The organism is Rhizobium sp. 10N414 (genome assembly GCF_056394785.1).
The window spans coordinates 93,084-106,963 of record NZ_JBFTIN010000003.1 but is presented as its reverse complement, the minus strand read 5'-3'; the positions used below and the strand labels follow the sequence as shown (position 1 = coordinate 106,963).

The 13,880-nt window shown below is 59.9% G+C and carries 14 protein-coding genes; 3 read left to right on the top strand and 11 right to left on the bottom strand.

Features of this window, described 5'->3' with window-relative positions; genetic code table 11:
* Positions 1-148: 148 nt before the first annotated feature.
* Entirely contained in the window at positions 149-1,165 is a 1,017-nt protein-coding gene (locus AC1DE4_RS05495; RefSeq protein WP_477880403.1) for a glycosyl transferase family 90, read from the top strand.
* Between the two features lie 5 nt (positions 1,166-1,170).
* Here the strand turns inward: AC1DE4_RS05495 and AC1DE4_RS05490 are convergent, their stop codons facing one another.
* The 9 genes from AC1DE4_RS05490 to AC1DE4_RS05450 all read right to left on the bottom strand — a co-directional run bounded on the left by AC1DE4_RS05490 (position 1,171) and on the right by AC1DE4_RS05450 (position 9,979).
* Entirely contained in the window at positions 1,171-2,130 is a 960-nt protein-coding gene (locus AC1DE4_RS05490; protein WP_025661168.1) for a UDP-glucuronic acid decarboxylase family protein, read from the bottom strand.
* Positions 2,131-2,204: 74 nt separating this feature from the next.
* Positions 2,205-2,822: a LysE family transporter gene (locus tag AC1DE4_RS05485; protein WP_025661169.1), complete on the bottom strand. Its 618-nt coding sequence runs from the start codon at positions 2,820-2,822 to the stop codon at positions 2,205-2,207.
* A 138-nt stretch (positions 2,823-2,960) separates the two neighbouring features.
* A complete protein-coding gene (gene sufA, locus AC1DE4_RS05480) occupies positions 2,961-3,353 on the bottom strand; it encodes a Fe-S cluster assembly scaffold SufA (protein WP_025661170.1) in 393 nt (130 codons plus the stop codon).
* Between the two features lie 77 nt (positions 3,354-3,430).
* Entirely contained in the window at positions 3,431-3,811 is a 381-nt protein-coding gene (locus AC1DE4_RS05475) for an SUF system Fe-S cluster assembly protein (protein WP_018854912.1), read from the bottom strand.
* An 11-nt stretch (positions 3,812-3,822) separates the two neighbouring features.
* Entirely contained in the window at positions 3,823-5,064 is a 1,242-nt protein-coding gene (locus tag AC1DE4_RS05470) for a cysteine desulfurase (RefSeq protein WP_025661171.1), read from the bottom strand.
* A gap of 12 nt (positions 5,065-5,076) precedes the next feature.
* The gene (gene sufD / locus AC1DE4_RS05465) at positions 5,077-6,351 is read right to left on the bottom strand and encodes a Fe-S cluster assembly protein SufD (RefSeq protein WP_477880400.1); all 1,275 of its coding nucleotides are present in this window, start codon (positions 6,349-6,351) and stop codon (positions 5,077-5,079) included.
* Positions 6,352-6,374: 23 nt separating this feature from the next.
* Positions 6,375-7,130 carry a Fe-S cluster assembly ATPase SufC gene (sufC, locus tag AC1DE4_RS05460; RefSeq protein ID WP_018854909.1) on the bottom strand — a complete coding sequence of 252 codons (756 nt, stop codon included), beginning with the start codon at positions 7,128-7,130 and terminating at the stop codon, positions 6,375-6,377.
* A gap of 72 nt (positions 7,131-7,202) precedes the next feature.
* Positions 7,203-8,672, bottom strand: coding sequence for a Fe-S cluster assembly protein SufB (gene sufB, locus AC1DE4_RS05455; protein ID WP_018854908.1), 1,470 nt, complete (start codon positions 8,670-8,672; stop codon positions 7,203-7,205).
* Positions 8,673-8,815: 143 nt separating this feature from the next.
* Positions 8,816-9,979, bottom strand: coding sequence for a cysteine desulfurase family protein (locus AC1DE4_RS05450; protein ID WP_025661173.1), 1,164 nt, complete (start codon positions 9,977-9,979; stop codon positions 8,816-8,818).
* 205 nt (positions 9,980-10,184) lie between these two features.
* Here AC1DE4_RS05450 and AC1DE4_RS05445 point away from each other — a divergent pair, with 205 nt between their 5' ends.
* The gene (locus tag AC1DE4_RS05445) at positions 10,185-10,862 is read left to right on the top strand and encodes an alpha/beta hydrolase (RefSeq protein ID WP_007789602.1); all 678 of its coding nucleotides are present in this window, start codon (positions 10,185-10,187) and stop codon (positions 10,860-10,862) included.
* Here the strand turns inward: AC1DE4_RS05445 and AC1DE4_RS05440 are convergent.
* Together AC1DE4_RS05440 and AC1DE4_RS05435 are read right to left on the bottom strand one after the other, a co-directional pair.
* Complete coding sequence (locus AC1DE4_RS05440; protein ID WP_477880397.1) at positions 10,859-11,383, bottom strand: GNAT family N-acetyltransferase; 525 nt, start codon at positions 11,381-11,383, stop codon at positions 10,859-10,861. The two genes, AC1DE4_RS05445 and AC1DE4_RS05440, sit on opposite strands and share 4 nt — an antisense overlap.
* The gene (locus tag AC1DE4_RS05435; protein WP_025661175.1) at positions 11,383-12,501 is read right to left on the bottom strand and encodes an anhydro-N-acetylmuramic acid kinase; all 1,119 of its coding nucleotides are present in this window, start codon (positions 12,499-12,501) and stop codon (positions 11,383-11,385) included. Before AC1DE4_RS05435 ends, AC1DE4_RS05440 begins: the two co-directional genes overlap by 1 nt.
* Positions 12,502-12,617: 116 nt before the next feature.
* Between AC1DE4_RS05435 and tyrS the strand changes: the two genes are divergently transcribed.
* Positions 12,618-13,874, top strand: a complete 1,257-nt coding sequence (gene tyrS / locus AC1DE4_RS05430; RefSeq protein ID WP_025661176.1) for a tyrosine--tRNA ligase — start codon at positions 12,618-12,620, stop codon at positions 13,872-13,874.
* The last annotated feature ends 6 nt before the right edge of the window (positions 13,875-13,880 follow it).

Sequence of the window (13,880 nt, the reverse complement as noted above, 5' to 3'; positions counted from 1 at the left end):
GGTCCAACCTCCCTTGGACCAAGCCTTCGTTCGGTACCGGCTTGCGCGCTGCATGCGCACACACGCGATCTGTTCTTTGGCCCCAATCCACCATATTGATTGCCGCGCGTCAGCGATCGTTTGACGATTGTCGCGTAAGCTCAGGAATATGATGACGTATTCTTCCACCCTCAACCCGCTTCGCCTCTACAGCACGCGACGGGTTGCACCCTATTTCAGGCGCAAGTTCAAACGGGTCGGCGCCAAGCCGCCAAAGGTACGCATTGGTTACACCGATGCCGGGAATCCGCCTCGAGATGTTCGGATCGAGCGGCATGGGCAGCAGTTCATCCTCGTTCTCGAGAGCGCCGCGACACGGTGGTTTTCCGGATACATGCGGTACAAGGTCTGCAGCTATGCCTATTGGCTGAGCCTGTGTCCGCCAGAGGTGAGGTACATCACCGTGAACGCCTCGGATGGAGAGGCGGTCTCCAACGCACGATTTGCGGCGTCCGTGCGGTTGCCTCAGCATGTGGGGCTGCCAGATCCGCACTTCTTCCAGAACGACGGCTTTGCCGCCGAGTTGGAGCGCGGCCAGACAGCGCCGCGCTGGGAGGAGCGCTCGAACGACATCGTCTGGCGCGGCGGCATGAATGGCTGCGGCTGGGCGAGCTTTTCGCCGGAAGACATCAACAATCCCGCCGTCCTTCAGAGGATCCGGATGGTCTTGCAACTCAGGGACATGGCGGGACTGGACGTCAAGTTCGTCGATCTCCATCCGACTGCGGACGACTACGGCACGCTGGCGGACCGGCAAAAGCTTCTGGGGCAGCCGATTGCGGCCCAAAGTTGGCTTGGGCGCAAGTTCGCGATTGATATCGATGGCTCTACCAACACCTGGTCGAACCTCCTGGTGCGCATGCTCTACGGATGCTGCGTGCTGAAGGTCGAGTCACAATTCGGCTTTCGCCAGTGGTATTATGACGAACTCAAGCCGTTCGAACACTATGTACCGGTCGCTGCCGACATGTCGGACTTTCGCGAGAAGATCGATTGGGTGCGCAGCCACCAAATCGAAGCCAAGGCCATTGCGGAACGTGGTCAGGCGCTGGCACGTAAGCTTACTTTCGCAACCCAGGCGCGGCGCGCCGCCAACCTCATCGAAGAACACTGGGATCGGGACTAACTGGCTTAAACGGCTGCCAGTACCGGTGCCTCACGAACGGTCTTGAAGTAGGCAATGGTGCGCGTCAGGCCGTCGCGGAGCGGAACGCTCGGCGTCCAGTCCAAAAGCCGCCTCGCCTTTTCGATATCCGGCAACCTCTGACGCGGATCGTCTACGGGTAGAGGGCGATGGATGATGCGTGAATTGGAGTTGGTCAATTCGAGGATGAGGTCCGCCAACTGTCGGATCGTAAACTCTTCCGGATTGCCAAGATTGATCGGACCCGTAACATCCGGACGACCGCTCATCATGGCCATCAGACCCGCGACCAGGTCATCCACGTAGCAAAACGACCGCGTCTGTGTTCCGTCGCCATAGACGGTGATGTCGTCGCCCGATAGCGCCTGCTTGATGAAATTTGCGACAACCCTTCCATCGGCGGGATGCATGTGCGGCCCGTAGGTGTTGAAGATGCGCACGACCTTGATCGGTAGTCCGAACTGGCGGCGATAGTCGAAAAACAATGTCTCGGCGCTCCGCTTCCCCTCGTCATAGCAAGCACGCGGGCCAATCGGATTGACGTTGCCCCAGTAGTTTTCCGATTGCGGATGGACATGGGGATCGCCATAAACCTCCGATGTCGATGCCTGCAATACCGGAATATTCCTGTCTCGAGCCAGCTCGAGCATGTTGAGCGCGCCGACGACACTCGTCTTCAACGTGGCGATCGGGTCGGCCTGATAATGGACCGGTGAGGCTGGGCATGCGAGGTTATAGATCTCGTCAACCTCGAGGTTCACGGCCTCGTTCACGTCCTGAGTAAGCAAGCTGAAGGCGGGGTTATTGAGCAATTCCGCGACATTGTGCATGGAGCCCGTCGAGAAATTATCCATGCAGACAACCCGATGCCCTCCGTCGAGCAGCCTTCTGCAAAGATGTGTGCCGACGAAGCCGGCGCCGCCGGTAACAAGAATGCGTTTATTCATAGTGGCTTGCGCTTGTTTGTGACGTCGCAGGCCTATCGCGGATTCTGCCTGCCTTCAAGGGAGCCGGCCTGAAACTAGAGGAGCGAGTAGGCTGCTGAGGCGAGCGCTGCGAGGCCGAAGAGTATCAGCAGATAGCTTGTTCCGCGCACGACCTTTGCTGTGAAATTCATTGGCAATTTGCCCCTGGCGACACTGACCGTACCGCTCAGAAGAAACCACCAAGCAAGCGATCCGCTGAAGACGCCGCCCACGATCACGGCCGAGCTGAAACGCCGCGTTTCCTCCGTCAACCCGAAACCGGCGAACAGCGCGCCAAAGGAGAGAATGGTGGCCGGGTTGGAGATTGTCAGAAAAAACGTTGCAGCTGTTGTGCCCAGGAGGCCCGCCGCCCTGACATTTGCAGCCCTGACCGGATCGTGCGTCAGCCCTCGATAGCCCAGCGCCAGGAGCAATAAGCCTCCGCCAATCGCCAGAGGCAGCGTTGCTACCGACATGGCCTGCTCGAAGACCGCGATTCCGGTTACTGCGACCAGGGCATAACCGGCATCACCGAGTGCCGTTCCGAGGCCACAGGAGAAGCCAGCAGTAAAGCCGCGCTCCAATGTACGATTGATACACAGCATTCCAATCGGCCCCAGCGGGGCCGTGATGATGACGCCCAGCAGGGCGCCCTTCGCAAACAGCAATAGCATTGGTCAGTCGCTTCCCCTCCACAGGAGACAATCCCGCGGACTTTCGAAAGAGAGCCTTTAAGGCGCTATTGCGAAGAGGTAAAATCAAAAAGGCCGCCGAACCGGCGGCCTCATCGAGAATTCGAATGATTGTGACAATCAGTGCGCAGGCACGACAGCATTGCCCTGGGCAGCAAGCGCCGCAAGGTCTGCAGGCTTCAGTTCCACGGATTCGCCGCAGCCGCACGCAGACGTCTGGTTTGGATTGGTAAAGGTAAAACCGGAGCGCAACGTCGTGCTCTCGAAGCCCATTTCGGTGCCGAGGAGATAGAGCACTGCTGATGGTTCGACCCAGACCTTGGCGCCATCCCGCTCGATCAAATCGTCCTTGGCGTTCGGATCGGTCACGAGGTCGATGGTATACTCCATCCCTGCACAGCCGCCCTTCTTGATCCCGACGCGAATGCCTTTGGCCTCTGGTCCGGAGTTCTCGACGATCGCCTTCACGCGGTTCGCAGCGGTCTCCGTCATGCTCATGATTGCAAAGCCCATGGGCCTTTTCTCCTTCCGCGCACGGATTCAAGCTCCGGCGTTTCATGATTCAAATGTAGTGCCAGTAGCTTAACCGATCAATACCAGCCGACGGCGACCTGCGCCTCTTCCGACATTCTGTCCGGCGTCCACGGCGGATCGAAGGTCATCTCGACCTCGACGCCGGATACGCCCTCAACCGCGCCGACCGCGTTCTCCACCCAACCCGGCATCTCACCGGCAACGGGGCAGCCCGGCGCAGTCAGCGTCATCATGATCTTCACCATGCGATCGTCTTCGATGTCGATCTTGTAGACCAGCCCAAGCTCGAAAATGTCAGCCGGAATTTCAGGGTCATAGACCGTCTTGAGCGCCGAAATTACGTCGTCGCTCAGCCGCGCCAGTTCGTCGGCCGGAATGCTGGAATGCACGATGCCTTCGCGCACGTCGATCTTCTGTTCGCTTTCGTCCAAGCTCATATGGACACTCCTTAGGCAAAGAACTTGCGCGCATAATCAAGCGCATCTGCCAAGGCATCGACCTCGGCCCGTGTATTGTACATCCCGAAGGACGCGCGGCATGTGGAGGTGACGCCGAAGCGTTTCAAGAGCGGCATGGCGCAATGCGTGCCCGCGCGGACGGCAACACCCTGACGGTCGATTACCATCGACACGTCATGTGCATGCAGACCGGCAAGCTCGAAGGAGAAGATACCACCTTTGCCCGGCGCCGTGCCGAACACCCGCAACGAATTGACCGCCTGCAGCCGCTCCGCGGCGTAGGCCGCGAGATCAGCCTCATGGCGCGCGATCGCCTCGCGGCCAACCTTTTCCATGTAGTCGAGCGCATAGCCGAGCCCGATCGCCTGGACGATTGGCGGCGTGCCAGCTTCGAAGCGATGTGGCGGATCGTTGTAGGTCACGGCATCCTCTGTCACCTCGAAGATCATCTCGCCGCCGCCCTGGAAGGGCCGCATCTCGCGAAGCCGCTCCTTCTTGCCATACAGCACGCCGATGCCCGACGGCCCGTAAAGCTTATGGCCGGTCATCACGTACCAGTCGCAATCGATATCCTGCACGTCGACAGGCATATGGACGGCGCCCTGCGAACCATCGACCAGTACAGGAATGCCGCGCTCATGCGCGATCCGGCAGATTTCCTTGACCGGAACCACCGTGCCGAGCGCATTCGACATATGCGTGATCGCGACGAGCTTGGTCCGCTCCGTCAGGCTCTTTTCGAAATCCTCGACGTGGAAAGCACCCTCGTCGTCGACGGGTACCCAGACCAGCTTGGCACCCTGCCGCTCACGGATGAAATGCCACGGTACGATGTTGGAGTGATGCTCCATGATCGAGATGACGATCTCGTCGCCCTCGCCGAGCTTGGGCATGCCCCAGCCATAGGCGACGGTGTTGATCGCTTCCGTTGAAGACTTCGTGAACACGATGTCGTTGATATCAGGCGCGTTCAGGAAGCGCCGGATCTTCTCGCGAGCGCCCTCATAGGCGTCCGTAGCCGCATTCGACAGGAAATGCAGACCACGATGAACGTTCGCATACTCGTTCGAATAGGCGTGGGAAATCGCGTCGATGACGGCCTGCGGCTTCTGGGCGGAGGCGCCGTTGTCGAGATAGACCAGCGGCTTGCCATAGACTTCCTTCGCAAGGATCGGGAAATCCTTGCGAATGGCTTCGACGTCGTATGCGGTTGCCGGAACTATCTTGTCCATGACGCTATCCGATCAGGCGTGCTTTTCGAGCCAGGCCGAGATGACGCCTTCCAGCGCCTCGACCAGAGCTTCGTCTTCCAGTTCCTCGACGATTTCGGCAACGAAGGCATTGACGAGCATGGCGCGCGCCTTGTTCTCCGGAATGCCGCGCGCCATCATGTAGTAGAGATGGTTGTAGTCGATGTCGGCAACGGTTGCACCGTGACCGCACTGAACGTCGTCAGCGAAGATCTCGAGCTCCGGCTTCACCGAGAACTCGGCGTCGTCAGATATCAATAGCGTGTTGCACGCCATCTTCGCGTCGGTCTTCTGCGCATCGGGCGCAACGCGGATCATACCCTGGAATACACCCTTGGCGCGGTCGAAGACGACGTTACGGATTACTTCCGTGGAACCTGTATGCGGGACGTTATGGCCGAGAACCATGGTAACGTCCGTATGCGTTTCAGYGCCCAGCAGGTTGATCCCGCGAAGCGTCAGATCGGCGCCCTCGCCAGTCACCTTGATGTGCAGTTCCTGGCGAACCAGCTTGCCGCCGGCATTGATGACGAACAGCTTCAGCTTGGCATCGGCGCCGAGATCGACACGGATCTGGCCGAGGTGCGTATCATCAGCGCCCTGTTGCTGGGTGATGATCCAGGTGAGCTCGGTACCCTCGCCAACCGTGATGTCACTGATGTGGGACACGAAAGCCGAATCCGAAGTCACTGCAAGGTGACGTTCGATGACCGTCGCCTTTACGTTCGCGCCGAAGGTGACCGGCAGGCGCGTATGCGTCTGGCCGCCAGCGTGAACAAACTGGATCTCAAGCGGTTCGTCAAACGTCGTTTCCGAGGCAACGTCAATGACGTAGCCATCGCGAACGAAGCTGCCGTTGATCCGGCCGATCGCGTCGTCATTGCCGAGCGCGCCGAGGCTGGTGGCAGCCGTGCCGTTGGAGAGCTGAGCCGCATAGCCTGATATGTCCAGACCATCGACCGAAGCCTTAAGATCTGGAACACCCTGAATAACCGACAAAACGGAGGACTCTTCGACCAGCGGGTCGCGAGCTTCGGAGCCGGCGTCGCCAGCCTGATCCGGAATGGCGCGCAGCAGGGTCTTGAGGTCGGTATAGTGCCAGGCCTCGATGCGGCGCGTCGGCAAACCGGCCTTCTTCAGGTCGTCAAGCAGCCTGTCCCGGATGGCGATGACCGAACCGTCGCCCGGCAGTTCGCCGATCTGGTTGTTGAAAGCCTCGATGAGCGCCGCTTCCGCGGCGGTCTGGCGGCTCGTCGTCTGCATGTTCATGAGACTCGTCCTTTCCGCCTCAATCAGGCTGCCGCACCGATGATGTCGGCGTAGCCATTGGCTTCCAGCTCGTGCGCCAGCGTCTTGTCGCCCGACTTGATCACTTGCCCCTTGTAGAGAACGTGAACGGTATCAGGGACGATGTAGTCGAGCAGGCGCTGGTAGTGCGTGATGACGACGACAGCGCGATCCGGCGAACGCAGCGCGTTGACGCCGTCGGCAACGATTTTCAGCGCGTCGATGTCGAGACCGGAGTCGGTTTCGTCGAGAACGCAAAGCTGTGGCTGCAGGAGGGCCATCTGCAGGATTTCGGCGCGCTTCTTCTCACCGCCGGAGAAACCGACGTTCAGCGGGCGCTTCAGCATTTCAGTGTTGATCTGCAGCTTGCCGGCTGCGTCCTTGACGAGGCGCATGAAGTCCGGCGTCTTCAGCTCTTCTTCGCCGCGCGCCTTGCGCTGCTCGTTCATCGCAACCTTGAGAAACTGCATGGTGGCAACCCCCGGAATTTCGACCGGGTACTGGAAGGCCAGGAAGATGCCCTTGGCGGCACGCTCGGCAGCGTCGAGCTCCAGAATGCTTTCGCCGTTGTAGAGGATGTCGCCTTCGGTGACTTCGTAGTCTTCGCGGCCGGACAGGATGTAGGAGAGCGTCGACTTGCCGGAGCCGTTCGGGCCCATGATGGCGGCCACTTCGCCGGCCTTCACGGTGAGGTTCAAGCCGCGGATGATCTCGGTGCCGTCTTCGGCGATGCGGGCGTGCAGGTTCTTAATTTCAAGCATGGTGTTTTCCCATAAAAAGCAATCGGAGAAAGGCGCGATCCACGCGCCCTCGCGCATTCATGTCGTGTCGCGTCAGCCGACGCTGCCTTCAAGCGAGATGCTGATGAGCTTCTGCGCTTCGACAGCAAATTCCATCGGCAGTTCCTGCAGGACTTCCTTGACGAAGCCGTTGACGATCAGGGCGATCGCCGCTTCCTCCGGAATGCCGCGCTGCAGGCAATAGAAGAGCTGGTCTTCCGAGATCTTCGAGGTGGTCGCCTCGTGCTCGAACTGCGCCGTGGAGTTCTTCGCCTCGATATAGGGAACCGTGTGGGCGCCGCACTTGTCGCCAATCAGCAGCGAGTCGCACTGCGTGAAGTTGCGGGCGTTGGATGCCTTGCGGTGCGCCGAGACCTGGCCGCGATAGGTGTTTTGCGACACGCCCGCAGCGATGCCCTTGGAGATGATACGGCTCGACGTGTTCTTGCCGAGATGGATCATCTTCGTGCCGCTATCGACCTGCTGGTGGCCGTTGGAGACGGCGATCGAGTAGAACTCGCCTCTGGAGTCATCGCCGCGCAGGATGCAGGATGGGTACTTCCAGGTGATAGCCGAACCGGTCTCGACCTGCGTCCACGAAATCTTCGAGCGGTCGCCACGGCAATCGCCGCGCTTGGTGACGAAGTTGTAGATGCCGCCCTTGCCCTGCGCATCGCCCGGATACCAGTTCTGGACCGTCGAGTACTTGATCTCGGCATCATCGAGCGCAACGAGCTCAACGACAGCGGCATGCAGCTGGTTTTCGTCGCGCTGCGGCGCGGTGCAGCCTTCGAGGTAGGAGACATATGCGCCTTCCTCGGCGATGATCAGCGTGCGTTCGAACTGGCCCGTATTCTTTTCGTTGATGCGGAAATAGGTGGACAGCTCCATCGGGCAGCGAACGCCCTTCGGAACGAACACGAACGAACCATCGGTGAAGACGGCCGAGTTCAGGGTCGCGTAGTAATTGTCGGAGGTCGGAACGACGGAGCCGAGGTACTTCTGCACCAGTTCCGGATGCTCGCGAATGGCTTCCGAGATCGACATGAAGATCACGCCGGCCTTCTTCAGCTCTTCCTTGAAGGTCGTGACAACGGAGACAGAGTCGAAGACGGCATCGACGGCGATCTTCGGCTTCTCGACGCCAGCCAGGATTTCCTGCTCCTTGAGCGGAATGCCAAGCTTTTCGTAGACCTTGAGGATTTCAGGATCGACTTCGTCAAGCGACTTCGGGCCGGGCGTGCTTTTCGGCGCGGCGTAGTAATAGATGTCGTTGAAATCGATCTTCGGATAATCGACGCGAGCCCAGGTGGGCTCCTCCAAGGTCAGCCAGCGCTTGTAGGCTTCCAGACGCCATTCGAGCATCCACTCCGGCTCCTGCTTCTTGGCGGAGATGAAACGGATGATGTCTTCGGACAAGCCCTTGGGCGCCTTGTCCATTTCGATAATGGTCTCGAAACCGTATTTGTATTGATCGACGTCAATCTGACGAACGCGATCAACCGTTTCCTGGACGGCGGGCATGTCATTCTCCAATCTCGCCGGAGAAAAGGTCCGGCAGCTTGTCGTTCGGGCAGTATCGTTTGCCCCGTATGTAGGTGGCCAAAAGGGACTTTTCAGCCCGAATGGCAAGCGGAAAATTGCGTTTCCGCAAATTTATGAAGCGGTCAAGCCGCCTCCCCGGCCGGCTTGCGCCGAGCGGCTATTTTCGCGAAGACCGAAATCGCCTTGTCGATCTCCTCTTCGGTGGTGGCAAAGCCCAACGAAATGCGCAAAGCGCCGAGCTTTGGGTCTCGCCCCATGGCAACCAGGACATGGCTCTCTCCGACCTTGCCGGACGAGCAGGCAGACCCGGCAGAAAGCGCCACACCTTCGAGATCGAAGGCGATCTGGCCCGTTTCGGCCTTCAGCCCCGGAAGGGTGAAGAAAGTCGTGTTCGAAACGCGCTGGCCCTCGGAGCCGTAGATGACGACATCAGGTGCCGCGCCTCGCATTCCGGTTTCCAGTCGGTCACGGAGCACCGAGATCGCTTCGTTGCGTGCCTCAAATTCCATCGCAGCTTCGGCGGCAGCACCAAACCCGATCACCGCAAGCGAGTTCTCAGTCCCCGAGCGGTGACCCTTCTCCTGGCCGCCGCCATGGATCAGCGGTCGCGGCATCAGCACTTCACCGCGCGTGACAAGCGCACCGGCGCCTTTCGGGCCGCCGATCTTGTGCGATGAGACGATTAGGAAATCGGCGCCGAGCGCGTTGATATCCAGCTTCAAGCGACCGGCTGCCTGTACGGCATCGACAACAAGAAGGCAGCCATGCGCCTGCACCAGCTTCGCAACCTCGGCAATCGGTTGGACGATGCCGGTCTCGTTGTTAACGAGCATGACCGCGACCATCGGCAACCCGGCCGACTTGTCATGAGCGGCAAGCGAAGCACCAAGCGCATCGAGATCGACGACGCCGGCCTCCGTCACCGGAATTTCCGCCGTCTGTTCCTTCGGGAAGCGACCGCCTTCCCGCACCGCAGGATGCTCGACGGCAGAATAGTAAAGCTGGCTGACTTTAAGCGGCGTGCGCCCCATCCTGAACTCGGGCGTCAGCACCATATTGGCTGCCTCTGTCGCGCCGCTCGTAAAGATTACATGGGCCGGATCAGCCCCTGCAAGTGCCGCCACCTGGCGTCGTGCATGCTCGATCGCAGCACGAACGGCTCGGCCTTCGCCGTGGACCGAGTTTGGATTGCCGAACAGGTCCAACGCGCGCAGGACCGCGTCGCGCGCATTCGGATGCAGCGGCGAAGTCGCGTTCCAATCGAGATAAAGGCGTGGCGGCGCCATGATCTTTTGTCCTGCGCTAAATCCTTGCGAGGCGGCTCGGCTCATTTTCCTTGAAATTTCGGCCGGGCTTGCCTTATGACACATCCCACAATGCGTGGATCGTCATGCAAGTTTCGAATTGTTCTAAACTGCGTTTTAAAAAAGCTGACAACATTCGTCAAGTCTTACGCAGGGCCGAACGCGAAAAATAAAAGCCGGAGTACCGATGCCCGAAGTCATTTTCAACGGCCCTGCCGGCCGTCTTGAAGGCCGCTACCAGCCCTCCAAGGAAAAAAGCGCACCGATTGCCCTCATTCTGCACCCGCACCCCCAGTTCGGCGGCACGATGAACAACCAGATCGTCTACCAGCTCTTCTACATGTTCCAGAAGCGCGGGTTCACGACGTTGCGTTTCAATTTCCGGGGAATCGGTCGCAGCCAGGGTGAATTCGACCACGGCGCTGGCGAGCTTTCGGACGCCGCGTCCGCGCTCGACTGGGTACAGAGCTTGCATCCTGATTCGAAGACCTGCTGGGTCGCCGGTTATTCCTTCGGCTCCTGGATCGGCATGCAGCTTCTAATGCGCCGCCCCGAAATCGAAGGTTTCATGTCGATCGCGCCGCAACCGAACACGTATGATTTCTCGTTCCTCGCGCCCTGCCCGTCTTCCGGCCTCATCATCAACGGCGAAGCCGATAAGGTTGCGCCCGAGAAGGACGTAAACGGCCTCGTTGAGAAGCTGAAGACGCAGAAGGGTATCCTGATCACGCACCGCACGGTGCCTGGCGCCAACCACTTCTTCAACGGCCAGGTCGAGACGCTGATGAGCGAATGCGAGGATTACCTCGATCGCCGCCTGAACGGCGAACTCGTGCCGGAACCGGCTGCCAAGCGGATCCGCTAAGCGGTCCGCATCCCGGCGGTCAGTTCGAACGTCGGACAGGTCAATCCGTCAATGATCATCGGCATGCGGCTTCGCATGCCGATTTTCGTTAGGACATGCTGAGATGCGGCATTGTCCGGATGCGTGAATGCGATGAACTGCTGCGCGAAGTTCCGTTCGAAGAACCATTCCGCCAACTCGCCGGCAATCTCCGTCGCATAACCCTTGCCCCATTCCTGGAACCGAAGCGAATAGCCGAGTTCGAAATCCTGCCGCTCACCGCCAAGCAGGGAAAAGCCCGCGCGGCCAATGAAGCGGCCGTCGTCACGACTGAGGATCTTGTACTTGGTGGCTCCATCCCGCTCCTGCTCGCCGAACCAATTGCGCAGCCGTTCCTCGGCCTTCTCACGCGACCACGGCGCAGTGCCCGAAAGATACCGTGTCGTCTCAATCGTGGAGTGAAGCTCATGGATCAGGCCCGCGTCGTCAGGTCCCCACATGACCGCGACTAGGCGCGGCGTCTCCAGAATCGCCCGTTGCATCACGGCTTCACCACGACGCCGCCGCTGACCGGCGCACGCACGCCGGTCGTGCCGGGAAATGTCAATGGTAAGCGGTCCAACGACCTTACCGCGAGATAGCCCCAGGCTTCAGCCTCCATGGAATCGCCATTGAACCCCGCCTGCTCCGCCGTTATCACCTCGGCGCCCTTGCGATGGGCGATATCTTTCAAATCTTGCATCAGCACGCGATTGAGCCGACCACCACCGCTGATGACATAGAGGGTCGGCGTGACCGGCAAGTGACCGGCGGACTTGATGATCGAGGCGGCCGCGACATAGGCAAGTGTGCGGGCGCCGTCTACAAGCTCCGCATCTGCACCCGACGGCGGCGGAAAGTCGTTGCGGTCGAGCGAGCGCCGCTTCTCTGCGGTGAAGAACGGGCTATTCAAATAGCGATCGGCCAGTTCCCCCACGATCCGTCCCTCGGAGGCTATCATGCCGCCCTGATCGAACGGCACGCCCGCATGGGTTTCGACCCACTGGTCGATCAGCGTATTGCCCGGGCCACTGTCAAAACCGACTATGACGCCCTCCGCGCCAATATAAGTCAGGTTTGAGATCCCGCCGATATTGACGAAGCAGACCGGCAATGTGGCATGAGGGACGTTGGCGGCGAGCGCCGCATGATAGACCGGAACCAATGGCGCGCCCTGGCCGCCATGCATCATGTCGTTGGCACGAAGATCGTAGACAACAGGAATGCCGGTTTCCCGTGCCAAAAGCGCCCCATCCCCGATCTGGACCGTCAGCGCTTCGTCCGGGCGATGTAACACTGTTTGGCCGTGAAAGCCGATGACGTCGATCGACGAGGCATCGAGCGCATTCGTAGCCAGAAATTCCCTCACGGCAATTACATGACGTAACGTCAGTTCACGCTCGACAGACGCCAGATCGCCCGGCCGCTGCTCACGTTGCGCAATAGACTTCGCCTGCTCCAGCGCCAGCTTCAATCGGTCGCGGAAGGCTGGCTCATACGGAACACCGAGGAACGGCCCGCGCTCGACGAAGGCTCGGCCGTCGGTCCGCAGCAGCGCCACATCGATGCCGTCCATTGATGTTCCGCTCATCAAGCCGATCGCGGTCCTGATCTTCTCCATGACCCCTCGCTGGAAGATTCTCGCCAAATGGTGACTGTTCGGCAAAACAGTGTTAAACGCGCCGCGTCACTTCAACAATAGCCAATCCGAAAATCCGCACCCGAGAGCAAAAGGTCATGTCCGAGTTCAAATCCGATTTCCTACGTACGCTGAAAGAGCGCGGCTTCATTCATCAGATTTCCGATGAAACGGGCCTCGACGAACTCTTCGCCAAGGAACCGGTAACGGCCTATATCGGCTTTGACCCCACCGCTCCCAGCCTGCATGCCGGCTCGCTGATCCAGATCATGATGCTGCACTGGATGCAGGCGACCGGCCATCGCGCCATTTCGCTGATGGGCGGCGGCACCGGCATGGTCGGTGATCCCTCCTTTAAGGAGGAAGCGCGGCAGCTGATGACCGTCGATACGATCGAGAGCAACATCGCTTCGATTAAGCGCGTTTTCTCGAACTACCTCTCCTACGGCGAAGGCCCGAAGGATGCGTTGATGATCAACAACGCAGAGTGGCTGAGATCGCTCAACTACCTCGAATTCCTACGCGATGTCGGCCGGCACTTCTCGGTCAATCGCATGCTGGCTTTCGACAGCGTCAAGACGCGCCTTGACCGCGAACAGTCGCTGTCGTTCCTCGAATTCAACTACATGATCCTGCAGGCCTACGACTTCGTCGAATTGGCCAAGCGCTACGACTGCCGTCTGCAGATGGGGGGGTCGGATCAGTGGGGCAACATCGTCAACGGCATCGACCTCGGTCACCGCATGGGGACGCAGCAGCTCTACGCCCTCACCTCGCCGCTGCTGACGACCGCTTCCGGCGCCAAGATGGGCAAGTCTGCGACCGGCGCTGTCTGGCTCAACGCGGACATGCTGTCGGCCTATGACTTCTGGCAGTACTGGCGCAACACAGAGGACGATGACGTCTCGCGCTTCCTGAAGCTCTACACAACGCTGCCGATGGACGAAATCGCACGCCTCTCAGCGCTTGCCGGTTCCGAGATCAACGAGGTCAAGAAGATCCTGGCGACTGAGGTCACCGCGATCCTGCATGGTCGTGTTGCCGCCGAGCAGGCTGCCGAAACCGCCCGCAAGACATTCGAGGAAGGCGGCCTTGCCGAGAACCTTCCGGCTGTCGACGTCCCGGCTGCCGAACTCGACGGTGGCATCGGCCTTCTGTCGCTGATCGTCCGCGCCGGCCTTGCAGCCTCGAACGGCGAGGCCCGCCGCCACGTTCAGGGCGGTGCGGTGCGCATCAACGACCAGGCCGTCAGCGACGAGCGCAAGATCATCGGCAGCGAAGAGATCACCGCTGATGGCGTGATCAAGCTATCGCTCGGCAAGAAGAAGCACATCCTGATCCGCCGCGCTGCCTAGGCGCGG

Bases quoted from the DNA above. Each gene is read 5' to 3' on its own strand.
- AC1DE4_RS05435 (WP_025661175.1), bottom strand. From the start codon at position 12,501: ATGGAGAAGATCAGGACCGCGATCGGCTTGATGAGCGGAACATCAATG.
- tyrS (WP_025661176.1), top strand. From the start codon at position 12,618: ATGTCCGAGTTCAAATCCGATTTCCTACGTACGCTGAAAGAGCGCGGC.
- AC1DE4_RS05495 (WP_477880403.1), top strand. From the start codon at position 149: ATGATGACGTATTCTTCCACCCTCAACCCGCTTCGCCTCTACAGCACG.
- sufC (WP_018854909.1), bottom strand. From the start codon at position 7,130: ATGCTTGAAATTAAGAACCTGCACGCCCGCATCGCCGAAGACGGCACC.
- AC1DE4_RS05485 (WP_025661169.1), bottom strand. From the start codon at position 2,822: ATGCTATTGCTGTTTGCGAAGGGCGCCCTGCTGGGCGTCATCATCACG.
- AC1DE4_RS05470 (WP_025661171.1), bottom strand. From the start codon at position 5,064: ATGGACAAGATAGTTCCGGCAACCGCATACGACGTCGAAGCCATTCGC.
- AC1DE4_RS05450 (WP_025661173.1), bottom strand. From the start codon at position 9,979: ATGGCGCCGCCACGCCTTTATCTCGATTGGAACGCGACTTCGCCGCTG.
- sufB (WP_018854908.1), bottom strand. From the start codon at position 8,672: ATGCCCGCCGTCCAGGAAACGGTTGATCGCGTTCGTCAGATTGACGTC.
- AC1DE4_RS05490 (WP_025661168.1), bottom strand. From the start codon at position 2,130: ATGAATAAACGCATTCTTGTTACCGGCGGCGCCGGCTTCGTCGGCACA.
- AC1DE4_RS05440 (WP_477880397.1), bottom strand. From the start codon at position 11,383: ATGCAACGGGCGATTCTGGAGACGCCGCGCCTAGTCGCGGTCATGTGG.
- sufA (WP_025661170.1), bottom strand. From the start codon at position 3,353: ATGGGCTTTGCAATCATGAGCATGACGGAGACCGCTGCGAACCGCGTG.
- AC1DE4_RS05445 (WP_007789602.1), top strand. From the start codon at position 10,185: ATGCCCGAAGTCATTTTCAACGGCCCTGCCGGCCGTCTTGAAGGCCGC.
- AC1DE4_RS05475 (WP_018854912.1), bottom strand. From the start codon at position 3,811: ATGAGCTTGGACGAAAGCGAACAGAAGATCGACGTGCGCGAAGGCATC.